This window comes from Nitrospinota bacterium (genome assembly GCA_029881495.1).
Lineage (GTDB): Bacteria > Nitrospinota_A > UBA7883 > JACRGQ01 > JACRGQ01 > JAOUMJ01.
On sequence record JAOUMJ010000013.1, the window covers coordinates 50,236 to 75,693 of the forward strand.

22 protein-coding genes are annotated in these 25,458 nt (G+C 46.2%); 9 read left to right on the forward strand and 13 right to left on the reverse strand.

Features of this window, described 5'->3' with window-relative positions:
- Nucleotides 1–238: 238 nt before the first annotated feature.
- The 4 genes from OEY64_07385 to OEY64_07400 all read left to right on the forward strand — a co-directional run bounded on the left by OEY64_07385 (nt 239) and on the right by OEY64_07400 (nt 5,601).
- Entirely contained in the window at nt 239–2,677 is a 2,439-nt protein-coding gene (locus tag OEY64_07385) for an O-antigen ligase family protein (protein MDH5542771.1), read from the forward strand.
- A 200-nt stretch (nt 2,678–2,877) separates the two neighbouring features.
- Complete coding sequence (locus tag OEY64_07390) at nt 2,878–3,450, forward strand: chloride channel protein (GenBank protein MDH5542772.1); 573 nt, start codon at nt 2,878–2,880, stop codon at nt 3,448–3,450.
- A 9-nt stretch (nt 3,451–3,459) separates the two neighbouring features.
- Nucleotides 3,460–4,797, forward strand: coding sequence for an SH3 domain-containing protein (locus tag OEY64_07395; protein MDH5542773.1), 1,338 nt, complete (start codon nt 3,460–3,462; stop codon nt 4,795–4,797).
- 93 nt (nt 4,798–4,890) lie between these two features.
- Nucleotides 4,891–5,601: a pirin family protein gene (locus tag OEY64_07400; GenBank protein MDH5542774.1), complete on the forward strand. Its 711-nt coding sequence runs from the start codon at nt 4,891–4,893 to the stop codon at nt 5,599–5,601.
- A gap of 22 nt (nt 5,602–5,623) precedes the next feature.
- Here the strand turns inward: OEY64_07400 and OEY64_07405 are convergent, their stop codons facing one another.
- Both OEY64_07405 and nhaA read right to left on the reverse strand, forming a co-directional pair.
- The gene (locus tag OEY64_07405; protein ID MDH5542775.1) at nt 5,624–5,938 is read right to left on the reverse strand and encodes a late competence development ComFB family protein; all 315 of its coding nucleotides are present in this window, start codon (nt 5,936–5,938) and stop codon (nt 5,624–5,626) included.
- 17 nt (nt 5,939–5,955) lie between these two features.
- Nucleotides 5,956–7,353 (reverse strand): Na+/H+ antiporter NhaA, encoded by a 1,398-nt coding sequence (gene nhaA / locus OEY64_07410; protein MDH5542776.1) that lies wholly within the window; start codon nt 7,351–7,353, stop codon nt 5,956–5,958.
- A gap of 527 nt (nt 7,354–7,880) precedes the next feature.
- Between nhaA and OEY64_07415 the strand changes: the two genes are divergently transcribed.
- The 3 genes from OEY64_07415 to OEY64_07425 all read left to right on the forward strand — a co-directional run bounded on the left by OEY64_07415 (nt 7,881) and on the right by OEY64_07425 (nt 11,414).
- Nucleotides 7,881–8,180: a cupin domain-containing protein gene (locus tag OEY64_07415; GenBank protein MDH5542777.1), complete on the forward strand. Its 300-nt coding sequence runs from the start codon at nt 7,881–7,883 to the stop codon at nt 8,178–8,180.
- Between the two features lie 226 nt (nt 8,181–8,406).
- Nucleotides 8,407–10,101, forward strand: coding sequence for an EAL domain-containing protein (locus OEY64_07420; GenBank protein ID MDH5542778.1), 1,695 nt, complete (start codon nt 8,407–8,409; stop codon nt 10,099–10,101).
- 53 nt (nt 10,102–10,154) lie between these two features.
- A complete protein-coding gene (locus tag OEY64_07425) occupies nt 10,155–11,414 on the forward strand; it encodes a class I SAM-dependent rRNA methyltransferase (protein ID MDH5542779.1) in 1,260 nt (419 codons plus the stop codon).
- 128 nt (nt 11,415–11,542) lie between these two features.
- On the opposite strand, the gene OEY64_07430 is transcribed toward OEY64_07425, so the two are convergent.
- Entirely contained in the window at nt 11,543–12,196 is a 654-nt protein-coding gene (locus OEY64_07430) for a class I SAM-dependent methyltransferase (GenBank protein MDH5542780.1), read from the reverse strand.
- 275 nt (nt 12,197–12,471) lie between these two features.
- Between OEY64_07430 and OEY64_07435 the strand changes: the two genes are divergently transcribed.
- Nucleotides 12,472–13,767: an NAD(P)/FAD-dependent oxidoreductase gene (locus OEY64_07435; protein ID MDH5542781.1), complete on the forward strand. Its 1,296-nt coding sequence runs from the start codon at nt 12,472–12,474 to the stop codon at nt 13,765–13,767.
- 58 nt (nt 13,768–13,825) lie between these two features.
- Here OEY64_07435 and OEY64_07440 read toward each other — a convergent pair whose 3' ends face one another.
- The 9 genes from OEY64_07440 to OEY64_07480 form a co-directional block, all read right to left on the reverse strand.
- Nucleotides 13,826–14,227 carry a hemerythrin domain-containing protein gene (locus OEY64_07440; GenBank protein MDH5542782.1) on the reverse strand — a complete coding sequence of 134 codons (402 nt, stop codon included), beginning with the start codon at nt 14,225–14,227 and terminating at the stop codon, nt 13,826–13,828.
- A 253-nt stretch (nt 14,228–14,480) separates the two neighbouring features.
- On the reverse strand, nt 14,481–15,149 hold the full coding sequence (gene phoU, locus OEY64_07445; protein ID MDH5542783.1) for a phosphate signaling complex protein PhoU: 669 nt from the start codon (nt 15,147–15,149) through the stop codon (nt 14,481–14,483).
- A 9-nt stretch (nt 15,150–15,158) separates the two neighbouring features.
- Nucleotides 15,159–15,914: a phosphate ABC transporter ATP-binding protein PstB gene (pstB, locus tag OEY64_07450; GenBank protein MDH5542784.1), complete on the reverse strand. Its 756-nt coding sequence runs from the start codon at nt 15,912–15,914 to the stop codon at nt 15,159–15,161.
- 41 nt (nt 15,915–15,955) lie between these two features.
- Complete coding sequence (gene pstA / locus OEY64_07455; GenBank protein MDH5542785.1) at nt 15,956–16,786, reverse strand: phosphate ABC transporter permease PstA; 831 nt, start codon at nt 16,784–16,786, stop codon at nt 15,956–15,958.
- Nucleotides 16,787–16,812: 26 nt separating this feature from the next.
- Nucleotides 16,813–17,640 (reverse strand): phosphate ABC transporter permease subunit PstC, encoded by an 828-nt coding sequence (gene pstC / locus OEY64_07460; GenBank protein MDH5542786.1) that lies wholly within the window; start codon nt 17,638–17,640, stop codon nt 16,813–16,815.
- A gap of 121 nt (nt 17,641–17,761) precedes the next feature.
- On the reverse strand, nt 17,762–18,715 hold the full coding sequence (locus OEY64_07465; protein MDH5542787.1) for a PstS family phosphate ABC transporter substrate-binding protein: 954 nt from the start codon (nt 18,713–18,715) through the stop codon (nt 17,762–17,764).
- Nucleotides 18,716–18,857: 142 nt separating this feature from the next.
- The gene (locus OEY64_07470; protein MDH5542788.1) at nt 18,858–20,069 is read right to left on the reverse strand and encodes a putative porin; all 1,212 of its coding nucleotides are present in this window, start codon (nt 20,067–20,069) and stop codon (nt 18,858–18,860) included.
- Nucleotides 20,070–20,322: 253 nt separating this feature from the next.
- Nucleotides 20,323–22,110: a cell wall metabolism sensor histidine kinase WalK gene (locus OEY64_07475; protein MDH5542789.1), complete on the reverse strand. Its 1,788-nt coding sequence runs from the start codon at nt 22,108–22,110 to the stop codon at nt 20,323–20,325.
- On the reverse strand, nt 22,107–22,805 hold the full coding sequence (locus tag OEY64_07480; protein MDH5542790.1) for a response regulator transcription factor: 699 nt from the start codon (nt 22,803–22,805) through the stop codon (nt 22,107–22,109). The genes OEY64_07475 and OEY64_07480 overlap by 4 nt, the downstream gene beginning before the upstream one ends.
- Before the next feature lie 439 nt (nt 22,806–23,244).
- Here OEY64_07480 and OEY64_07485 point away from each other — a divergent pair, with 439 nt between their 5' ends.
- Nucleotides 23,245–24,666, forward strand: coding sequence for an FAD-dependent oxidoreductase (locus tag OEY64_07485; protein ID MDH5542791.1), 1,422 nt, complete (start codon nt 23,245–23,247; stop codon nt 24,664–24,666).
- Between the two features lie 136 nt (nt 24,667–24,802).
- On the opposite strand, the gene OEY64_07490 is transcribed toward OEY64_07485, so the two are convergent.
- Nucleotides 24,803–25,458, reverse strand: a 656-nt coding sequence (locus OEY64_07490; protein MDH5542792.1) for a hypothetical protein, incomplete at its 5' end; no start/stop codon positions are given.

A 25,458-nucleotide genomic window follows, 5' to 3' on the forward strand; every position in this document is an offset into this window, starting at 1 on the left:
GAAATGCGCCTTGCGTGCGATTTTTGAGAACTTTCAGAATATATAAATTACATATCCCCAAAATATATCAAATGTTGTCTTTAGCTATTTCAATAAAAGAAGTGGGTAAAACCGTTGTTATTGTTTCGGGACTAGCTGTTTCGTCCGAAAATCTGCCTTATTAACAGTTGCCCGGAAGCCAAACCGTTTTAATAACGGTTCTGGTTTCCGGGCCTGTTTTTGTGGAGAGGGGGGATAAATGAAAGTTCCGTCGCAAAAGGAGCTTTTGAATTCGCCTCTTTTTGCGGTTGGTCTTATCTTCCTCGCAATAAACCTTACTACCTCACATATCTTCTATGAAGTATCAGACTATAAAACTCTTCTAGCCCTTGCAGGCGCTGCTTTTCTGGTAGTCTGGTACGATATCATTCATAGAGAAAAAGATTCGGGTGAAGAGCCGTGGGAAATGTGGCTTATTCTATCGCTCCTCCCTTTGGCGACCATCCCGGGATACTTTGTCCAGGCAGGTCACTACAACTACTTTCTGTTCATGGAGTTTTCCATAACCTTGGCTGTAATCGTCTATGCCGGATATATCTATAGAAATATAAAAGAAATGAATGATATCTCACCCCTTATTTTCTTGATAGGGATAACTGTTATCTATGTGAGCCTTTGGGGGTTAATTGAGAATATTCTTGTCTCAAACGGCTTCGCCAGAATATTTTTTCAGAATAGAGTTCAATCAACATTCGGGAATCCAAATTATTTTGCCGGTTTCCTGAATCTGCTCTTGCCCATTTTCTTTGCCCTTTTTCTGGGATCGTTGTCATTGGCAAAAACGAATAACGTGCATATCAAACTCAAGTTTGATAGAAATAACGGCTTCTGGCTGGCTGTGCTCTTTTTTGGGTTGATGGGACTTTCCCTTACAGGCACCAGAGCCGCTATCGCTGGTTGTTTCATCGGGATCATGTTCTCAGGGTTTCTTTATTCACTCTATGTTCTGGCAAAGCGGGAGCGTAGATCGGTATTTAAAATCACATCGGTTGCTTTGATAGTGTTGGTTTTAACGGCAATCATCTTCTCGCTTATAGCAAATATAAATATAGAACATAACCGGTTCGCTAAATTGCTAAATATTGAAACATGGACGCCTCGTTTGATTCCGTGGAAGGCGGCAGTCGATTCCATATCTGCCTCACCTTTATTCGGGTACGGGCTTGGTAGTTCTCATCAGCTTTACCAGGAGTTTGTTGATCCATCCGTAAGGATATATGTATCCTCCGTGGCATACGGCCATGTCCATTCCGAAATATTGGAATATATGCAGGAAGCGGGATTTTTTGGCTTGGTGACCTATCTTTTCGTATGGGGTTATATAATCGCAAAGCTTGTAAAGGTATTACGGTCATCAAAGCATAACGCCGGGGTGCGAATATTGGCGATCGGGATATCTGGAGGATTCCTCGGCTATCACATACAAAGCCTTGCCTCTCTCGTGCCGCGGATGATGGTAGTAAAACTACCGCTGTTCATGATGATCAGCATCGTCTTTACTCTAAAGAGGCTGTCAGTTAACGACGTCTCAAGGCAAAAAACAGCTGTTCAAACTGGCAAAAGTGCGGTTGCCCTGACTTCAATTGTTATGGTAACGGTTGCCTGTTTCACTTTTTTCCCCTGGGTTGTTACGCAATATCGTTATCAGGCAGCAATAGAAATGAGGTCGATCTCATCTCAAATCGAGGAATTGAGTAATTCGGTTGCCATAAAACCGGATATAAATTCACTGAACATGCTTGCGAAACTTCTTGTAGTAACCAGGGATGTGGAGAAGCTGGAAAAGACAGTGGCGATCATAGACCAGAGAGTTCCAGGCATGAGGAACTTGGGATTTATCAAGGCCTCCCTTGCTTTTATTGAAGGGGATCTTGAGAAATCCAAACGTCTTGCGCTGGAATTTCAGGAAAAAGACAATTTCTTCGATCCAAGCATGGATTTGCTATTTCATCTGGCGGTTGATACAGGTGATGCCGACCTGTTTTATAGAGAGATGAATACCCTTGTAAGGAAGCATTTGCTGAAAAACAGATTGTTAGCTCCGCGTAGCCCGATACTTTTCAAAACTTCGGAGGGAGGTTATGCAAGCAGGGTTGTGTTTGAACAAAGCAGTGACGAGATGATAGTTATATGGGACAAGGCTTTTGTGGAAAGATTATTTCAGAAGGCAAGAAGGAACTGGCTTGAAAAAATAGATGCCTCCCTGGAAAAGGAAGAGACTTTTGTTGAGTTATGGACATCGATTTCCGACAATGAATATTTCAAGCTGGCTGTTAAGGAGACTGCTGGTGAAAAAGAACTTGCAGTTATCAGGGAGGTTGAAGAAAGGTATTTTGAAAAAAATCGCGCGCGCGAACAAAAGCTGAAATATCTTGAGATGGCTTTTGAAAATAGCATGAGCAATGGCAAAGACGACGATGAAGCATTTATCCGTGAGAAATACAGACAGGATATAAGAAAGGTAAATATCCAGTTTGCGGATGATCTGGAATCGTACGAAAAATATCTTTCAGAAAGAACTGATTGGCCTATCTACAAGGCCAAAGTTAAATTTATTAACAGTTTTGTGCTGGAACTTGTTGCGCATGTTCATATGGGGAGCAGTTTCTACCCAGTGGTTGGGTACACATCACCTTAATGCTTGTCAGGAAATACGGTTGCCTTGTATTTATTCACCAGTTGTCAGAATTATCACTTGAAAATATGATTACCTTGTGGTAGCATCACCACGTCGTAAATAAAGCGGGATGCATACGATATTTACCTAAATATTGTTTGCGCCTGCATTGCAAAAAGCCGGGCAACGTCGAGGTTATTGAAATATCTGGGGAGGTATCTATGGACTGGAAGGAAATCGGTAAATCGCTTGTTTCGCAGGGTGTTCCGTTGCTAGGAGGCATACTTGGAGGGCCTGCCGGCGCTGTCGCAGGAAAGATGGTCGCGGGCATTTTCGATTCAAACCCGAGCAATCCCGAGGAACTGTTGAACGCGATACAATCTGATCCCGAAGCAATCACAAAACTGCGAGAATTTGAAATGACGCACAAACAGAAACTGCAGGAACTTCAGCTTGAGGAGACGAAGGCATTTTTAGCGGATATGGATTCGGCGCGTTCACGTGAAGTCGCTCTCGCAAAAGCGACCGGCAAGGGGAACAATCATCTTTATGTGATGGCATATATTGTCCTTGGAAGTTTTTTTGGCATAGCTGGGTATCTTTTTTACAAAGTCATCTTTATTAGCAGTGATCCATCGATTGACAAGGGGGTTATGGAGAAGCTGAACAACAATCCCATATTAATGATTATTATAGGCGCGCTAATATCCGGCTTCACGCAGGTGCTATCATATTTCTTTGGAAGCTCGAAAGGTTCATCGGATAAAAACTCTATGATGCAGTCAAAAGGCTAGACACGCCCAATGATAGCCGAAGGAAGCGTAAGCGTTTCCAGCCTGAATATGAGGTTTTCTCCGGGAGGGCCGGTTATCAAACTCCTCCCGCTTGGTACGGAGCTGGAAATACTGGCGCGGGAGGGTTCATGGTTTTACGTTCGGGCAAGCGGGCTCACAGGCTTTGTCGGTTCGAAGTATATCAATGTAAAGCGGCAGGAGAATAAACAGCCTGACACCCATGTTGAGGTTGTTAAACGTTCTGGAAACGTAAATATAGATCTCCTGAATATGAGGATGAGTCCGGGCGGGGAGATAATCTCAAGGCTTCCGAGAAATACCACTGTAAACATCCTTGAGGATGAGGGGAGCTGGCTGAAGGTGCAGGCGAATGGACTCACCGGTTACGTTACAGAGGAATATATTACTCTTGAAAAACTTACCACACTCCCTCCGCCACAGAAGAAGGAGGATGTAGCCGGTTTCAAATACGAGGACGAAAGGGCTTACGCTCCGGATGGCACCAAATTCGGCAAGAAATACAAGCTTGGTATATATAATGCCGGTTCCACCTCAATTGCGGAATTTATCCAGAAAAACAAGTCGAGGTTCAAAAATATCTCACAATCTCTACTGAACGTCATGAAAGCGGTTTCCGAAAATGAGGGGAAATTCGAGTCGATTAATACATGGGACAACTGTTTTCTTTCCGCCGGCGTTTTCCAGTGGACCACCGGGCCAGGAAGTGAAGCTGGTGAGCTTGCAGCCGTACTTGAAAAACTCAAAGAAAGGTTTCCCGACTCATATGAAAAATATTTTGGCAGGTACGGGCTTGTTCCGGAAGGGGTGCGGTACAGGGAAGGGGCCACACCAGTAGGATATTTCAAAATTGGCGGGGTGCTACTTGGAGATTCAACACAGAAAAATACCTTGCGTTCGCTTCCGTGGGCATACCGTTTTTGGCTGGCGGGGCATGACGACGATATGCGTGAGATACAGACACTCCATGCCGCCAGCAGAATTGATCTGTTTTACAAGCAGGATAAAAAGAAAATCGGGGAATTCCATGTATGCGATTACATAACTTCAGAATACGGCGTTGCCTTGTTGCTAGACCAGCATGTAAACAGGCCGGGACATGTCCCTCGCATTTTGGGTGACGCGGTAAATGAGTTGTCCGGCAAACTTGATATAAAAAATCCGCAAAAATGGAAAGACGATGATGAGAGAATGTTGATAGAAAAATACCTGGAACTCCGCACCAAGACGAGCATGACACATCCGACACATCGTGCGGAAACTGTTTTCAAACAGGTAAAAGCTGGGGTCATCTCCGACAAAAGGGGTACGTTCAAACTTTCTGTATAACGCTGTTCCTGTACAGCATCGTTTTCGCAATTCTGCCTCGATGAGGTATTCTTTAAGTGAGTATAACGTTTAGCTGAAACAAGGTATTTTACCATGCAAAAGATACTTTACCGGTCTCACACAAGAGGCTACGCGGATCATGGATGGCTAAGGAGTTATCACACTTTCAGCTTTGCCGATTACCATAACCCCGAGAGGATGGGATTTGGCCTCCTCAGAGTATTCAACGATGATGTGATCGAACCGGCACAAGGTTTTGGAATGCACTCCCACAGGAACATGGAAATTGTTTCGGTCCCTATCAGCGGTGAACTTAGGCACGAAGACAGCATGGGCAACAGATATGTAATCAAGAAAAATGAAATTCAGAAGATGTCCGCCGGTTCTGGCGTCATGCATTCTGAATACAATAATTCTGAAACGGAGCCGGCAAACTTTTTGCAAATATGGATTTTGGCCAAAGATATGAATATAGAACCGTTTTACGGGCAAAAGTCCTTTGAAGAATCTGAAAAGGCCAACCGCTTGCAGATTGTCGCCTCGCCGGATGAAAGGGAAGGGTCGATTTGGATGAACCAGAATTCATTTCTTTCTCTTGCCAATCTGGACGCCGGGATGCCGCTGGAATACAAGATGATGCGCCCCGGGAATGGTGTTTTTGCATTCGTGATCTCAGGGGAGTCCGAAATCGACGGTGAAAGGGTCGGCCCGAGAGACGCAATAGGGATTCTGGAAACTGAAACAATCCGTATCACGGCAAAGGAAGATTCCGAGTTCCTTTTCATAGAAGTTCCGATGAAGTGACGTTCCTGGTACGAGGTCAAAGTCAGTTCACAACCTTATGTGCAGCCACTTTCGGATGGCGGTGAACCTTCTCCATTGCCATCCGTACCGACGAATCGATTTCCTCGTCTGAAAGTGATGTCGGCTTGCCTATATGATGGATTACCGCATTTTCGTACCGTGGCGGAAGATAGTTTAGAGCAAGGCAGAATATGTTATCCAGACACTGTCCGCAAATGCAGAGACCGGGCAATGTCTTCCAAAGTTCCCTAATTTTTGCAATTACTCTGTTTTCATTTTCATTGATGCTCCTTTCGCGGAATTCATGATGTCGAATTATCTCTTCACCCTTGCTCATAACTACCTCCTGTTTTGCTACTTCGCCACTTTAAAATTGTTTGTGAACCTGAGAAAGGTATACCCAAGCGTACCGGAAATCAGCGAACCGAAAAGGATTCCCAGTTTTGCATATGCAAGGTATTCCGGCATTCCTCTGTAAGCGAGACCAGCTATGAACATCGACATGGTAAAACCCATTCCGGCAAGGAATGCGCCTCCGAGGGCATGGCGCATCGTCATTTTTGAAGGGAGTTTGGCGATGCCGAGCTTTACCGAAATAAGTATAGAAAGAAGAACGCCGAAAAATTTTCCAACTATCAGACCGAAGAATACCCCAAGCGTAATGCCGCTGGAAAATCCGTTACCGATCGATTCCGGATCGATAATAATTCCGGCATTCGTGAATGCGAAGATCGGCATCACTACAAACGCCACAGGAAAAGTCAAATCGTAGTGGAGCCGATGCAACGGAGACTCCATCAGATACGCGTGGTTTTTAAGCATCTGAAGGAACGAGTGCCTTTTGATAGCCTGTTCCTCCCCGGTTGGCGGGACAGGCAGTTTATCTATGTCATCCTTGATTTCCATTATCCGGTTTGAAAGTTCGCCGATGTACTGAAGGAAATAAAACGGGTTGCTCTTGGGCTTCGACGGTATGGTAAAAGCAATAATAACGCCAGCCATTGTTGCATGTATGCCGGACTTGAGCATTGCGAACCAGAGGAAGGCGCCGAATGCTAGGTATGGGAGATAATTCCTTATGCCGATAAGATTGAAGGCTATCAGGAGGACTAGTATGACCGCACCTTTTGCGAGGTAGGCAAATGAAATCTCCTTTGCGTAAAAGATGGCGATTATCATGATCGCCCCCAGGTCGTCAACCACAGCGAGAGTAATCAGGAAAATGTAAAAAGACTTCGGGATCCTCTCCCCTAGGAGAGCGAGCACACCGATAACAAATGCGATATCGGTTGCTACGGGAATTGCCCAGCCCCTGTTGGCGGGAGCGTCCGAATTGAGTGTTGAAAAAATAATTGCCGGAAAGGCGATTCCGCCAAGCGCGGCAAAAACGGGGAGTGCCGCTTTGCGGGGGGATGAAAGTTCTCCGAAAAGGATCTCGCGTTTTATTTCAAGACCGACCATGAGGAAAAATATCCCCATCAGACCGTCGGAAACCCAGAGTTGCAACGTCTCTTTCATTTCCCAAGTGCCGACCTGGTAATGTATGTCCACATTAACGACTTGAAGATACAGCTCCGATAGCGGAGAATTCACGGCGATTATCGCAATGGTTGTGAATATGAAAAGGACTATGCCGCTTGCTTTCTTTTGGTGAATGAACGCTTCAACAGGCGTACGGATATTATAGAACGCCCGTTCAAAAGGAGCGTTGAACCTTCTCTCCCTGCCGGGAACCGAGGATGTAACCGTCATGGTATCATCCGCCTTCCGGTAAAGCCCTTGTTTACGAGGATCGATAATCTTGATTTGCCGCAGAACCTTGATGTTTCTACGGGTGCGGGCTAACCATTTTTATCGAAAATATCAGCTGTTTGCCTCGTTCAGAACAAAAACCTTTCTCTAATTATTTTACACTTTTTAAAGTTTTTGTGTAAGACAGATGAATTTTTCTGAACTGTTTGAACTGTAATATCGCAGGGGGTTTAAAAAGATGAAGCGGGGTTTCCATCACTTTTTAGTGACCATGGAGGCCTCTATTTTCTTAATATTATTAAGGAACCCCGCTTCTCTAGTGATAAGCCTACAAAAGTATTTTCCGTTTTAATAGTCTGGTAATATAAAAAAAATAATAGTAAACTGATTTGAAATTTATATTTTATAGATGGATCCGTAAATCCCAGGGGCGGGGAGAATAAATCCTGTTTTCCCTATCCGGCTTGGCAAATCCATCAGTCTGCATATTGGCCCAATATACAACCTGTACAATCAAGGAGCAAAAAGTGGAAAAGATCAATCTCAACAAGAGAGCGGAATTTAATACGGAGTTCAGACCCCAGATACTAAAGGTAGGCGCCAACTATAAAACCCCCCTAATATGCATGAATCCGGGCCAGGAGATACCGCCGCATCCAAGCGGGACAGGGGTTTTCTATTTTGTAAGCGGAAAAGGGGTAATGACCATCGATGGAGTTGCTCACGAAGTTGGCGCGGGTGATATGGTTTTTGTGGAAAAAGGGGAGAGCAGGGGAATTCTTGCCTTGGATCCGCTTACCGCATTTGCCGTACATATTACTGAATAGATTTCACTCTTTATAATTCAATCTCATAGCATCATAGTATAATGTGGAATGACACATTACGAAAAGCATGGTTAACCTGCTGATTTTTAAGAAATGAGAGTTCGTTGAGGAAAAATGAAGTCATTTTGTGATAAATTCTGTTTTGATGATAAATGATTTTGACAATTTTTGTTATTATATCTAATCTTTAGAACATAACAGAAACTCTATTTTTCGGGGGCGTTTTTTGAACGATTTGGCATCAATAGCTACGAAGTTTATCGAAAACTCCCATGATGGCTTCATCGTAGCCGATAAAACCGGAACGATTCTATTCGTTAACGGATCATTCTCCGAAATAACCGGCTATTCCGTGGATGAGGTGCTCGGTAAAAATCCGCGAATTCTGAAGTCTGGCAAGCACGACCAGGAATTTTATAAAAATATGTGGGGTAGCATAAATACAGACGGCTTCTGGAGTGGAGAAATATGGAACAAACGGAAGAATGGAGAAATCTATCCCCAGAGAGTGTCAATAAACATGGTGAAGGATTCTCAAAAAGCGCCCGGCATTTACTACGTAGCGATTTTTCACGATATCACCGAGTCGAAGAAGAGCGAGGACGAGTTTCGCCACAGGGCTTATCATGACCGTCTGACGGGGCTTCCAAACCGCCATCTGTTCTATGACAGGCTGAACCAGGCGATAGGGAGGGCGAGCCGTAATAAGAGCACATGCGCCGCGCTTTTCATAGATCTCGACAATTTCAAATACATCAACGATTCATTCGGGCACGATGTAGGCGATCTCCTGCTGAAGGAGATCGCGAACAGGCTCAAGCAGTGCGCGCGTGATGTTGATACCGTTTCTCGTATTGGCGGTGATGAATTTACGATCATCCTGGACACCCTGACAGACAAGGAAGAATCGGCCATAGTGGCAAAGAGGGTCTTGGCATCAATTTCGAAGGAACTCGGCATACACGAACAGGAACTGTATATCACCGTCAGCATCGGTATTGCCATATATCCTGAAAACGGCAAGGATGCCGCCGAGCTTGTGAAGAACGCCGATACAGCTATGTATCACGCTAAGGAGAAGGGTAAAAACGCCTATTTCTATTTTACCGACGCCCTGAACGTAAAGGCAAAAAAGAGGATGGAACTGGAGATAAATCTCCGCAAGGCGATAAACGAGCGGAAGCTGATCGCTTTCTACCAGCCGAAGCTCAATATAAATACCGGCAAGATAGTCGGCATGGAGGCCCTGTCGAGGTGGCCTATGGCGGATGGCAAATTCCTCTCCCCTGCGGAGTACATACCGGTTGCAGAGCAGACCGGCATGGTGATCGATATGGACAGTCTGATGTTCGAGAAATCGTGCGAATTCACAAAAAGGCTGAAGGAGTATATCCCTTCAGAGAACGGCTTTAAGGTTTCGGTAAACCTTTCAAGCCTCAATTTTGAATCAAAGGGGCTTTCCGCAAGTATTTTCAATATTATCAAAAAATACGGCCTTAGCCCGAAGGATGTGGAGCTGGAAGTTACAGAGACGCTGATAATACGGAACATCGAATCGACGATCCAAATACTCAATTCGCTTGATTCAAAAGGGCTGAAAATTTCGATAGACGATTTCGGCACGGGCTATTCATCACTAAGTTATCTGACGCAATTTCCGTTCAGCACTCTAAAAATTGATCAATCCTTCGTCCACAATCTGGCAACAGATGCGAACTCGCGAACGATAGCAACAGCGATCATTTCCATTGCCAAAGGTTTGAACGTGGAGGTCATCGCGGAAGGGGTCGAGAACAAGGAACAGCTAGACATCCTTCTTGAAATGGGGTGCGACCAGATACAGGGTTACCTTTTCAGCCGTCCCCTCCCCGAAGAAGAAATGGTTGCGCTGATGAAAGAGAACAAAACATATTTCCTATAAGCAATATCCCTTATTCCACTTTCGCATTTCAGGTATGATCTGGGGCGGTCATCATGACTGAAGAACCTATTCATATTGAGGCCCTGAAGTCGGTTCCGCCTCCGTCTGAAAAGCGGATTTCAATACAGGTAACCGCTTCGGCGCAGAGGCATGTTCGTAGCGGGCATCCTTGGCTGTTTGAAAACTCCATAACAAAACAGGGGAGGGAAGGGGCGCCGGGCGACCTGGCTGTAATATACGACAGAAACAACAAGTTCCTCGCTGTTGGGCTATACGATCCACTCTCCCTTATACGTGTGCGAATCCTTCAGCATAGAAAAAGCGCCGATATAAACCTGGCCTGGTATCTGGCAAAGCTCTGCGAAGCCGCGGAGATCCGCAAACCGCTTTCCGCCGGAAATACGGATGGTTATCGTCTGGCGCATGGCGAGAACGACTCCCTTCCGGGATTGATAATTGACAGGTACGCCGAAACGGCGGTTGTGAAGATTTACACACCCTCATGGGTTCCGCATCTTTCCGATGTGGTATCGGCGCTTATTGAGGTAATACCGGTTCGGCGCGTGGTTTTGCGAATGAACCGGATCACAAAGAATGAAAAAAAATATCTTTACGGTCTTGCCGACGGAGGGGTGGTATATGGTCCGCCGCTGGAGGGCCCTGTAGTATTCAGGGAAAATGGGATCCTTTTTGAATCCGATCCTGTGAATGGACAGAAAACAGGCTTCTTCCTTGATCAGCGGGAGAACCGGGAACGTGTGGAGAAGCTGGCAAAGGACAAAACAGTTCTGAATGTATTCTCATATACCGGCGGGTTTTCACTATACGCGTCGAGGGGAGGGGCGAAGTCGGTTACGAGCGTCGATGTATCAAAGCCGGCGATTGAGGCAGGAAAGCGGAATTTCGAACTGAACAAGGGGGATGATCGAATCGCAAGGACTCCTCAGGAGTATATCGCCGAAGACGCATTTAAGGCGATGGAACGTATGCGTAATGAGAAAAGGTTCTTCGACATGGTAATAATAGACCCTCCTGCCCTTGCAAAGAGCGAGGGGGAGGTGGCCGGGGCGCTTATCGCATACGCCAGGCTTGTTAAGCTGGGATTGAGCCTGTTGCGAAGGGGGGGGGTGCTTGTTATGGCTTCCTGTTCAAGCCGGGTAAAGGGAAGCGAGTTTTACCAGACGGTTTTCAAAACAGCCGCAAACTCCGAAAGACCGCTTGAAGAGATAGAACGTACACAACATCCGGTTGACCACCCGATAGGTTTTCCAGAAGGGGCGTACCTGAAATGTCTCTTCGCGGTCGCAAAATAGAAAAGCCTGAACTATGTGATGGCTTTTGATTCTGCGGGAAGTGAAGTTTTTGCCACAAGAGATACGTCATCCAGCGAAAAAAGGTCGCATGAATCCGCTCTTGGGGCAGAAGAATATTTCTTGAAAAGTTAATGGACCCTTTGGGCTAGAAGGATTTGAGTCTTGCCGTAGAGCTTCCCGTTTTTCGACTTTTTCCTGGATAGGTATTTGTCAAGTTTCCATAAAATCTTGTTTGGCAGGACGCGTCTGAGAAAACTGCTCCTTGATAGCTGATGCGAGTTCACTACTATATGCTCCATAGGGACAAACCCGGCTTCCCGGACTATCTCCTTTAGTTCCCTCATTTTAAATTCGCATACATGGTTTCCCCAATTGTTGGCAAGTTTTACATTGCGCTCATGCTTGTCTTTGACTTCTTCCCATGAAGGCTCCTCGCATTTTAAATAATCGCCGTTAGGGGTGGTCAGGCAGATTATTCCGCCGGTCACAAGGTTTTCGCGTAGATTGGCCAATGTCTTTACCGGGTATGCCATATGCTCTATCCCTTCCCCAAAAAAGATGCCAAAATATTTCTTCTCCGACACATGTGATGACGAATCGGCATGTATGAAATTGAAATCCCCATGTGTTGCCTTGAGCTTTATGTAGTCGAAAAAATTCTTTTCATTGTCAAGGAAGTCCACTTTATACCCCTCTTCGGCAAAGAGAAGCCCCAGATTGCCGTTGCCGCAGGCAAAATCCGCAATAGGTATCTCCTTGTTGTCAGGAAGGTATTTTTTCATCAAATCAAATGAGGTATGAATTCGATGGCGAGTCAGGAACTTCTGGTTGGCGCCCCAACGCGGGCATAAGTACTGCTTTTTATCATCTTCCCTTATCAGGTTCAAGAGCGGATTGTTTTTGCAGGCTTCTTTTGGTGGTAATTTCATTGGTTAGTTAGTCTACCCATCGATCCAAAAGCCGTCAAGGCCAAAAAAATGGTACTTTTCGCATTATTTTCCCGATGAGTTAAATCATTCTTTGTCACGCAAGACCAGACGACTGATATAATCACACAATGCCGAAAAGGAAAAAACTGCTTAAAAAACTCGTGATCATTGGCGGGGGGTTCGGCGGTCTATACGCCGCGAAGAAGATGGGGCACGAGGAGTTCGAAATCACCCTCGTGGATAAAACGAATCATCACCTCTTCCAGCCGCTGCTATACCAGGTGGCGACAGCGGCGCTATCCCCGGCGGACATCGGCACACCGATCAGGAAGATAATAAGCCATCAGGAAAATACGCTTGTTCTCATGAGCCGTGTCACGAAAATAGACAAGGTGAACCGCGAGATACATCTTCACAACCACTTGCCGATACCGTATGACTATCTGATCGTAGCCACAGGGGTTCGCCATTCCTATTTCGGGCACGACGAATGGGAGAAATACGCGCCGGGGTTGAAGACGCTGAACGACGCTCTGACGATAAGGGACAAGCTCCTTTTCAATTTCGAAAAGGCTGAGCTTTGCGACCGCTATTCCGATGCCGAGAAGTACCTCAGCTTCATCGTAGTCGGCGGAGGGCCGACAGGCGTGGAGCTTGCCGGGGCGGTAGCGGAGATAGCGAATCATACGATGATCCGAAACTTCAAAAGGATAGATCCGACAAGAACAAAGATATATCTTGTCGAAGCGGCTGAGAACCTTCTTCCGTCAATGCCGAAAAGGATGGGGAACAGGGCAAGAAAGGATCTTGAACATCTAGGGGTTGAAGTAATAACAGGCAAGGCGGTAACCGATATTAATTCAAACGGGGTGCAGGTCGGCGACAGATTCATAAAGGCAACGAACACCATATGGGCAGCGGGAACCGAGGCATCTTCCCTTCTTAAAACACTTGATGTGCCTCTTGATAAGGTAGGGCGCGTTATCGTGGAGCCGGATTTGAGCATACCTGGATACCCGGAGGTGTTTGTCATTGGAGATGCGGCCCATGTGAAAGGAACCGATGGAGTTCCGCTACCGGCTGTCGCGCCGGTCGCAATGCAGGAGGCTGTCTACGTTACCAAACTGATCAAAAATAAACAGATAGGGAAACCCCACAAACGGTTTTCATATATAGACCTCGGAACAATGGCAACCATAGGGAGAAGCAGGGCGGTTGCGCAGATCAGGGGACTTTATTTTTCAGGAATCGTTGCATGGGCCATTTGGTCGGTTGTTCATCTCATGCATGTTATCCTTTACCGCAACAGGCTAAAGGTTTTAGGAGATTGGGTTCTCGGTTACATCACGGGCCATCGCGGCGCGCGTCTGATACGAAATCCTTCGGAAGAAGATTTCCGCGAAGAACTGAATAGGGATAAGTAAACTGGCCTCTCTTTTGTCAATCCATCAAAGGATGGGCTGAACGGTCACTGAAGAATTGCTAGCTGATTATCCGGTTGTATTCGGCGTAAATGCTGTTTTCCTCGTTATGTATCCGGTACAAAAGCGTCTTGAATAGCTCCTTGAAATCATCAATATACTGTTCATCCGAAATGTTGTTCTCGCATTTTTCAAAGAATCTGGTTGCCATGCCGGCCACGTCATCTATTTCGGCAGCCGATTCGGATATCAAGGTTTTCAGCTTTTCATCATTCACGGATGCCTTTTTAAGAACCGGGTACAGGTAAGTATCTTCATTCTGAAGATGTTCAAGGAGCACTGATTTTGCTTCCAGAAGTTTTTTTCTTGCTTCCCTGGATGTAATACCAAGAGACCTTGCGCTGGACAAGGTCTGGATAATCATCTCGTGTTCCTTTTCCAGTTTTTCAATCCGCTTAAACATCCTTTATCCCCCCAATCCCCTTTTACAGGTTCGTATAACGCGCGATGAATGATTTTCTCTGTGATTAATATTTTACCCGAAACAGGAATTGTCATGTGAAAAAATGCCGAAAGTCTTAAATTATCAGCATGATGTAGTTGGCATCTTCTATTTAAATTTTAAACTTTAATGTAACCTTGCGTTTGGTAGAAATGATTATGGGTGAAAAGATATTAAAAAGACCAAGTGTAAGTATGAGCTTCACCCCCAACCGTCATTCAGCATAATCTTCCGTTCTGTGGCGTATAAGTTCCCCCTCGACCATGAATACGACATCCTCGGCAATGTTCGTGCTTAGATCGGCAATTCTTTCAAGATGCCTTGAGGTTGACAGGAGGTGCACTGCCCGTTCTATTGAATCCGAATTTTCCTTCATCTCTTTTTGAAGCACTACGTACATTTCGCGGTTGATGTCATCCACTTCGTCATCCATCGAAAGCACCTTTCTCGCCTGTCTCGTATCCATGTTTATAAGCGAGTTCAAGCTCTCCTTGACCATTCGTTGAACACATTCAACCATGCGCGGAAAATCAAGCTCCAATCCGAGACTCTTTATGGAAGAGAGATACGACGCCCGTTCGGCGATATTTACCGCAAGGTCGCCCATCCGTTCAAGATCGCTGTTCACTTTCAAAATGGTAATGATGAAACGAAGATCCGCAGCTACCGGCTGGTGGAGAGCGAGTATTTTCAGGCACTCCTCTTCAATAGCGACCTCTTTTTCGTCGATGGCGTCGTCGCCGTTTATCACTTCCTCGGAAAGGTCGATTCTTCTGTCCACAAGGGCGATGATCGCCTTGTTGATGGTGCTGGACACCATCGAGCCAAGGATCAGCGTATCTTTTTTCAGGTTGTCCAGATCCCTTTGCAAATGTCTCGGCATATATCTCTCCTAGCCAAATCGTCCGGTTACATAATCTTCTGTTCTTTTGTTTTTCGGCCTGGTAAATACCTTGACCGTGTTGTCGAATTCGACAAGTGTTCCGTTTTCCATGAAAGCGGTGTAGTCGGATATTCGGGATGCCTGCTGCATATTGTGCGTTACAATGACTATCGTATAGCGTTTCTTTAATTCAAACATAAGATCTTCGATCTTGGCGGTAGACACGGGATCAAGCGCAGAACAAGGCTCGTCCATCAATATGATCTCCGGCTCCATCGCAAGGGCCCTTGCTATACACAAACGCTGTTGTTGTCCGCCTGAAAGATTAAGCGCGGAGGTGTAAAGGCGTTCTTCCTTTATCTCCTCCCAGAGTGCCGCTTTCTCCAGCGATTTTTCGACAAGTTCGTTCAGGTCGGTTTTAATCCCGTTTATCGAGGGACCCCAAGAAATATTCTCGTAAATCGTTTTCGGGAAGGGATTGGGTTTCTGAAAAACCATCCCTATGGATCGGCGGATATCTACCGGATCGATATCTTTCGAATAAATATCTACATCCCCAAAATATATATTTCCCATCATCGATGCATTTGGAATGAAATCGTTCATTCTGTTAAAGGCTCGAAGCAGTGTGCTTTTGCCACAGCCGGACGGGCCGATTATAGAAGTAATACGATTTTTATGTATGGAAAGAGAGACGTCTTTCACCGCCTGATTCGCGCCATAGCATATAGTTACGTTCTTTGCGGTAAGGACAGGTTTTTCCATCTGGACGTTGGCGGTCGTTGATTGTTGCATCGTCTTGAGTGTCATTTATGCTTCCTTTCAGCACTCTCCCTTATATATACGGCAAGAGAGTTCATAGCAAAGAGAACAGCCAGTAGCACGATTATTGCCCCGGCAGCGAGCTGATGGAACTCCTCCTGGGGGCGCGAAGCCCAGTTGAATATCTGTATCGGTAGAGCGGTAAAGGAGTCCATCGGCCCCTCGGGAACGAAAGCAACATAGGCAAGGGCTCCTATCATCACCAGCGGCGCCGTTTCCCCCAGCGCGCGGGAGAAGGCTAGAATAATTCCTGTAAGGATACCTGGCATGGCGGCAGGTATCACATGAGACTTTACAGTCTGCCATTTCGTGGCGCCCAGCGCGTATGCCGCATGGCGTATGGAACCTGGCACCGCGCGGATAGCTTCCCTGGAAGCGATGATAATCACAGGGAGGATAAGGAGTGACATGGTGAGGCTTCCAGAGAGTACGCTCCTGTCGAATCCGCAAAAGCGGACGAACATTGTAAGACCGAGAATTCCGTAAACGATAGAGGGAACACCTGCGAGATTCGAGATATTGATATCGATAAAACTATTAACAGCCCCTTTTTGCGCGTACTCCTCCAGGTAGATTGCCGCGCCGACCCCAATAGGGATCGAAAAAAGGGCAGTAAGGGATATCAGCCATATGGTTCCCCAAAGCGCCGATTTTATACCAGCCTTTTCGGGAAATCGCGAAGGGAATGACTCAAGGAATTGAACGTCCACCCAGCGTAACCCTTCCCTGAAGATGTGAAAGAGAACTATAACAAGGACTATAACACCCAGAGTGGTGACCGCTGCGCAGAAGATCTTGAATAATCGGGCGGTCATATGTCTGCGGGAGAGGTTGTCCTGTTTCAATCGTACATCTCCTGGAACTTGCGGAGAATCCTGTTTGCGGCGACGTTCATGCAAAACGTTATTAGGAACAGCAGTGATGCGACAGCGAAGATGGTCTGGTATTCCACCCCTCCCGCCGGCGTATCGCCAAGGCTTACCTGGACGATGTAGGCTGTCATCGTCTGTATACTCTCCATAAAACTTAAAGTGAGGTTGGGGGTCGCCCCGGCCGCCAGGGTAACTATCATGGTTTCTCCAATCGCGCGGGAGAGAGCGAGCACGAAAGAGGCCATGATGCCGGACAGGGCCGCAGGAACGATGATTTTCGCGGTTACTTCGAAGTGGGTCGCCCCAAGCGCGTATCCGCCGTGACGGAGGGAATCGGGTACCGCCCGCATGGCATTGTCGCACAGCGAGGCGATCATCGGGAGGATCATGATACCGACCACGATGGAAGCGCTCGCGGCGTTAAATACCTTCAGGTGCGGAATCACCGATGAGAGCATCGGAGTGATAAATGTCAAAGCGATATAGCCGTACACAACGGTAGGTATCCCCGCAAGCGTTTCAAGAACCGGCTTTACAGCGGAACGAGTTCTTTCCGAAGCGTATTCGCTGAGGTAGATGGCGGTAGCAAGTCCCGCAGGAAGGGCGATGACAGCCGATCCGAAAACGATAAGGAACGTACCGCTTACCAGCGGCAGTACTCCAAAGGAGCGCGGCTCCAGCAAAGGGGCCCATCTCACGCCAAAAAGAAATTCGGAAACATTCACATGTGTGAAAAATATCGACGTCTCCTTTACCAGCACGAAAATGATGGAGATTGTGGTGACAACGGAAATCATGGCGCACAAAAAGAGTATGAAACGTATGGCATTTTCGCGCAATCTCCTCCTCGGCGCTGTAAACCAAACGGAGGGGGATGAAGAGGAAGTTTTTACGCGTTCCAAAGGCATTTCCATGGAATTATTTGTATAGCTGTTCAATGCTCTTCCCTTTGTTGTATTTTTCCAAGAACAGGGATCCTGCTATCCCATTGCTGAATCTCTTCATCCCGCTTGCGTAAACGGTTTCTGGAAGAGGAACATATCCTACCTCTTCGGCGAGAGCTCCCGCGTTCTCGATGTAGAAGTTCACGAATGCTTTCACTTCCGGTTTTTGCGAAGACTTTTTGCTGATGTAAATAAAAATCGGGCGGGCAAGCGGCGAGTAGGAACCGTCCATGATGGTATCTACCGTTGGAGTGACCGCGGGTTTGTTGCCGGATTTAACAGGGACAATTTTCAATCTGGATTTGTTTTCAGTGTAATAGGCGTAACCAAAATATCCAAGCGCCCCTTCGTCGCCATTAACGCCTTGCACAAGTACGTTATCGTCTTCGCTTGCGGTGAAATCGGATCTTGAGGACTGCTCCTTGCCGTTGATCTCACCGGTAAAATAGTCAAATGTGCCTGAATCGGTGCCGGGCCCGTACAGCGTGATCGCCTTATCCGGCCATCCTTTTCTGACGTCGCTCCATTTCTTGACCGTGCTGTCAGGCTGCCAGATCTTCCTGAGCTCCTCGACAGTGAGGTAATCTACGAAACTGTTTTTCGGGTTGACCACTACGGAAATGCCATCGAAAGCAACCGGCAATTCAATGAATTCCACCCCTTTTTCCTTTGCTGTTTTCTGTTCCTTTTCCTTGATGGGGCGGGACGCGTCGTTAATGTCGGTCTCGCCCATCAGAAACTTTTTGAATCCTCCCCCTGTTCCGGAAATGCCGACCTTTACCCTTACTTTCGGCTGAATAGCGAGGAACTCCTCCGCTACAGCTTCGGTGATTGGGTAGAGTGTGCTTGAACCGTCAATCACGACAGAGCCTGTAAGGCGTTCGGCAAATGCAAAACCGGGAGCTGAAAACAGAATGGCGCCGATTATGAAACTTCCAAATAACTTGTTCACTTTTTCTCCTTTTGGTAATTTATACTTGGCTAATATGAAGAATGTATAAAGATATGGTGAAGATTTTAGGAACAGCAAATCAATAGGATATTTCCAGTTCCCTGTTTGCAAACGCTGTTTAGAAATCGACATTTATATTTACCTGTGTACGAGATATCTTTGTCGCTTCACCGGCAGCCTTTGCCTTAAGGGCATCAGAGCCTGCTTCAACTGATGTCAAGTCCTTGTTTTTGGTCTCCATTGTGTAGAGACGGACGTCGATCTTCATTCCGTGGCCGGTATCGATATCCAGCTGTACTCTTGATCCGGTATAGTTTGAGGTTTGCGGAAAATCGTCCGCACCCCAGCCTCCAAGAAGAGGGATGGAGGCGTACCCAAGGTCGTGAAAATAGGCTCTTGCACCGAACATTTTGGTCAGTTTCACCTTTGCGAAAACCACCACTCCGTTGGTATCACTCTTTGCCGCGATCCCCGCGCCTCCTCTTCTATCTTCAGCGGCATTGCCAAGCATGTATTCACCGCCGATCGTGAAATTCCCGTATTTCAGCTCGAGTTCAATATTGTTATATGTCGCGTCTCCGCCTGGGATATCTGCAACTTTGACAGCTGTGGTGTCGAACGTCCCCCCTCCAGTAACCGTTGTAGTCGACGTGGATGTCCTGTCACTGTCATCGCGCGAAGACTCATCAACTATCAGGGTTGCGGCGCCGAATTTCAAAGCCGTGTCATCTGCCAGTTTTAGATCGTAGTTAAAACCGGCGAAAATGGCGTTATCGTTTGCAGCATGGTTGCCGTTGGATTGGACAACGAATTTTGCCAGCGACAATGAACCGTTTGAAGCGTTGTAGCCGAGTGAGAGGCCCTCAGGGTTGTAATCGCCTTCGAACCAGGTTTTTGTGAACTGTTCGTATGGAAGAGAGTTTTTACCCGCCAAGAACCAGCTACCGTTCCGTTTATATTTAACAAAGGCTTTATCTGTACCGAAATCGGCGTTTGACAGTGAGCCGTCGCTTTTATTCCCAAGGTCCTGATGTGGAGAGTGCAGGCTTGAAGAGCCTGTTGCCAGCCTGAATCCGGCTTCTACGTTTTCGCTCGCCTGGTAGCCCCCTCCAAAGCGAAGGCGCACTCTTTCGCGTGTTCTTGTTTCTGAATCGGGGGCCTTTTTCGAGTTGTTCTCGTCAGTTTCAAAGCGGTACCTGAGGTCACCTGAGAATTCAAGTTTTTTCGCGCTTTCTTCCAATACTTTAATCCCGGCAAAGGCATTGTTTGACGCGTTCAATATTAATAGCATCAATGCAGAAAATAGCCTGCAAAGATATTCTCTATTCATTATCCTCTTTCCTCCGATTTCCCTTTTTAAAATGTACGTTTCAATCATGACCGCAAGGATATTCGGTGTATGCGAAAAATGAATAAAGATGAAGTAAATATTTGATAAATTTTTCTGCGAAGGCCCATCCTGGAATTGAAATATGGAAATTTACGGGTGGTCGGCTGAGAAAAGGAAAAGGGGAGGGTGTAGGATGGCAATTAACCTGTCGTCAAATTATGAATCGAGATGGAAAATTGGGTAATGCGGGTTATCAGGCGAGCGTTGTAGCCAACGGAAGAGTTATGCGGAAGATGCTCCCTTTTCCAGGTACGCTTTCCAGATCAACCTTCCCGCCATGACTTTGTGCTACATGCTTGACAATGGCAAGGCCGAGACCGGTTCCGCCGAGTTCCCTTGAACGCGCCTTGTCTACCCTGTAAAACCTTTCAAATATCCTGTGATGGTGTTTCTGTTCAATGCCAACGCCGTTATCCTGAATTTCGACGACCCCAAACAGGCCGTCAGTTTTAAGGCGGACAACGATTTTTCCTTTTGGAGGCGTGTACTTTAAAGCGTTGTCGAGAAGGTTGCTTATGGCAGAGGTAATGGCGTTCTCATCTCCATTTATTTCAACAGATGTATCGGGAAGCTCGGTGGCTATTTCGATCTCCCTTTCTTCGCTGACTGGCGAGAGAGACTTTACCGCATCAAGGATTATCCTGTTCATATTCACCCGGCTTTTTTCAATGACGAAACTTTCTGATTCCAGGCGGGCAAGGGCGAGAATATCGTCCACCAGGCTGGTAAGACGCTTCGTCTGTTCTTTCGCTCTCTCCATGAAGTTCTTTCTGTTGTCGGGAGTAATCTCTTCGTCATCGATTATTGTTTCAATGAGTCCACGTATCGCAGTAATGGGCGTTTTGAGTTCGTGGGAAATATTGGCTACAAAATCCCTGCGAATTTTTTCAAGATTGTGAAGCTCGGACACATCATGCATTACTATTACCGAGCCTGCCGGCGCATAGTTTATGTCGTAAATGGGGGATATCTGCATTTCAATGACGGTATCCTTGAATTGCCTGGAAAGTTTCAGTTTTGTTTTCAATCCCTCCTTTTCATTGAATACGTTGGCCAGAAGTTCCTTTAGTTCCATAAAACTCGCAATTTTCCATATCGATTTGCCAAGACATTCAGGGGGCGATACTTCGAGTATGCGACCGGCGGCGGAATTTATATGCACGATATTCTCGGACAGATCAAGCGCGATAACACCTTCTATCATGCCGGTTAATATGGTTTGCAGTTTGTTCCTCTCGCTGTCTATTGTGCCGATCCGGATTTTGAGGCTTTCCGCCATCACGTTGTAGGCTTTTGCGAGTTTTCCAAATTCATCCAGCCTGTTCACGGAAAGTCTGCGGTCGTAATCGCCTTGGGACATCGATTGGGCAACCGACGTCATGTTGGACAATGGAAGAGCGAAATGTCTAGCGAAAAAAAGTCCCAGAATAAGAGCGGCAATAAAAGCCGAGACGGCGCTGAACAGGACAATGTTTCGTATCTCGCCAAGTTTTTCCTCGACGGAAGAAAGCGAAACAGAAGTTCGGACGTATCCGTTGAATCCGTTGTTGTTTTTTACCAGGAGAGCCAGATACATCATATTGGTATTCAATGTATCGCTGTATCTGGTGGAAAAGCCCCGTCCATGCGATCTGGCAGTAAGGATCTCCGGTCTGTTGGAATGATTGTCCATCTCGACAGGGTCCTTTTCGGTATCGCCTAGAACTTCCCCATTTTCCAGAATGACAGTTAATCTGGCGCCTTTCTCAAGAGGTATCTGCTTCAACCTCTCCTGAATAGCGCTATGGGAATTGCCGGATATGGACTCTTCTGCAATTATCTGAAGCAATATGGCCTCCGAAACGAGGGATTCCTTAAGTTGCTCAATGAAATCATGCTCCATTTTGCCAACGATAGATACACCGGCAAAGATGATCGGTATCAGGAAGAAGACAAGAAATCCTCCGTACATCTTCCAGAAGATACGGGAACTAAAGATCATGAATCAGGATTCTCCCTAAAGCGGTAGCCAACGCTCCGAACAGTTTCGAGATACTCACGGTATTTTCCCATTTTCTTCCTGATCGTTTTTATATGCACGTCGACGTTTCGGTCAACGATGTAGGAATCCCCCATTGCGTCCTTCAATAACTGATCTCTTGTAAAAACCCTGCCGGGCTGGGTGGTAAAAAAACGTAAAATCTTGAATTCGGTCGCGGTAAATGCAACAGGCTTGTTGTCTATTTGGACTTCATGTTTTGATATGTCGATAGAAATTCCATGAATGACGATTTTTTCCCTTTCTTCATCAGCCGATTTTACCGGCCCCCTTCGCAATACAGCTTTTACCCTGCTGACAAGTGCCTTTGGGCTGAAAGGTTTGGTCACATAATCGTCCGCGCCTAATTCAAGGCCGAGTATAATGTCGTTTTCGTCACCCTTGGCGGTGACAATGATAATGGGGACATTTTTCAATGACGGATCTGATTTCATGTTTTTGCAGATATTCAGGCCGTTCATTCCGGGCAACATGATGTCGAGGATTGCCAGGTCCGGCAGGGTCTTTTTTATCAGTTTAAACCCTTCAGCTCCGTCCGAGGAACAGATGGTGGAAAACCCTTCTTTCAAAAGGTTGTATTCTATTAGCTCAAGAATGTCCCTCTCGTCCTCGATGATAGCTATCTTCTTATCTTTCAAACCAAAATGCCTCTCGATAGATGTTCATGAGGTTAAATAGTACCGAATGAATATGAATTTTGTATAAATTTATGTTTCAGCAGTCCCATCCCCAATAGAGTGCCATTATATAACACTGTTGTTTGGGAAAATATGGAAACTCTAAGATATCTTCTTGCAGTTACGCATATTTATGTCGCATAAAAGTGGATGAAACGATTCTCAGCGTTCAATAACAGTCGAAGTTGCATGGGGAAAGAACCTGATAACCAACAACTCGGAAAAGCTAGGAAGATCGTGCTTTATAATTGGAGAATGAGTATTACTTACAGACAGCCAGAAAATAAACAGCAATATTTACAGGGTATTTTGGTATCATCGTCCATAAAGAACAATATGCAGGTTGATATTTCAAAAGCTATGAAAGTACATCTTCATGAAAAGGATTGGCGGTAATCTTATGGGAAAGTTCGATTGTGATCTGCTGGTGCTCGGCGCGGGCGCCGCTGGATTTGTGGCGTCGAAAGTGGCGAGAGGTTTCGGCAAATCCGTCATTATGGTCGAAAAGGGGATAATAGGGGGGGAATGTACTAATTTCGGATGTGTTCCCAGCAAGGCTCTTATCAGGGTAGGGAAAGCTGTTCATGAATTGAACAACCTAGACAGGATGGGGCTAGGCACGAAGGCGCCTGTAGAGGTCACAACCGACGGGGTGATGTCACATGTCAGGAGCATTGTGCAGGAAGTTTACGATTCGCACCACCCTGACAACTTCAAAAAGCTCGGTATAGATATCCTTTTCGGTTCTCCACGTTTTCTGGATGAACATCATATAGACATTAACGGCAAAACCGTTTCTGCCGGGAAGATTATCATCAGCACAGGCTCCAGTCCGTCAGTTCCAGAAATCAAAGGGATTAAGGAAGTCCCTTATCTCACCAACAGTAACGTATTTTCGATTGATAAACTTCCACGTTCCCTGCTTGTATTGGGGGGTGGGCCGATAGGGGTAGAGCTTGCCTCGGCATTCAACCGTCTTGGCGTCAAGGTATCGGTGATAGAGATGTTTGACACCATTCTCCCGCGTGAAGACCGCGAACTCGCCGGTATGCTCTCTGCCAAGCTGGTGTCCGAAGGGTTGAACATAATCACTTCAGCCAAGGTTCTTAGCCTTTCAAAGCGAAACGGAGAGATAGTCGCGGAGCTGGATGTAAAAGGGGAGAGGAAGGAGGCTGTTGCCGAGTCGCTCCTCGTGGCAACGGGAAGAAGGCCGAATCTTGAAGGCCTTGACCTAGAGAAATGCGGAGTTCGTCATACTCCTGACGGGATATCGGTAAATGAATTTCTGCAAACCTCGGCGAAGAATATCTACGCATGCGGCGATGTAACAGGTCCCTACAGATTCAGCCATATGTCTGAATATCAGGCGGTAATCGCCTGCAGGAACGCCTTTCTTCCTTTCAGAAAAAAAGTAGATTATAAACACGTGGTCTGGAGTACTTTCACCGATCCTGAACTCGCGCATGCGGGGCTTACGGAAGAGGAGGCGCGCGCGAAGCATGGCGATGGCATTAAGATACTAAGGAGCGAATTTGGGAAGACCGACAAGGGGCGAACCGACCTGGAGGGATTCGGCATCAGCAAGATAATTCTTGAAGGAAGCGGGAAAGTCATTGGAGCGCATATTCTGGGAGCCCACGCCACGGAAGTGATGCACGAGCTACAGCTCGCCAGGCATTTCAATATACCGTTTTGGAAGATTTGGGAAGCGATTCACATCTATCCCAGCTATTCGGACGTGATAAGAAATCCTTCGAAATATTTTTACGGCGAAAGGCTCGCAGGGAATTTCTTCGTTAAACTCCTGGGTAAATTGTTGTAATTTGCATTCTGCCCGGTTTCTGCCGTTCTTGCGGTTATTCCGGTCCTCGATCTTTCGGACAACCTTGTGCGATATTGCCAGACTGCCGTTTCCAGAAGATGTAAAAAAAATGCAGATGCAGACAAAATTCGCGGGATTATAAATATATTTTGATACCAGCAATTAATATCTTGTCTCTATACATCCTTTTAGTGCTCTTTTCCTCGATATCCGTATTTGTTTCCCGGCTGTCAAGCACGAATTTCAGGGAAATCTCGGTTGATGAAGTTATATCGCCAAAGACTCCTACGAATACGTCGTAATATTCCTGAACAGGGTTTGAAATATCCCCAGTAGAGGAAAGGGCAGGAATATCATATTTCCTGGATTCATACTCAAAATCTGCCTGGATACTGGTTGCAGGGGAGAGGTAATACTTTGCATTCCCTTTCAATACATTGGAGGTGTATGAATAGTAATCTTGATATAGGTCATCTCTTGTTTTGTATCTGTATTCAAATTCAAAACCGCTTTTGTTTTTATATGTTTTTTCAAATCCGGCATTCAGGGTAAAGTAATTTTGGTTCCTGGTTATCATGTCGGTATTTGCCTGGCCATCACGGTTTTTTGCCAGATAGACCTGGTATATTCTTGATCGCCAATCGAACCCCAGCTTAATGTCAAGAGTTTTATCTATTTCCTGAGTTACATCCAGCGTAATCTTGTCTTGAACGTAGTCATATGACAGATTAGGTGGCAGAGGTTCCGCATAGTTCTTCGATTTCATCTCGTAAGAAAGTTTTATGAGCGTAT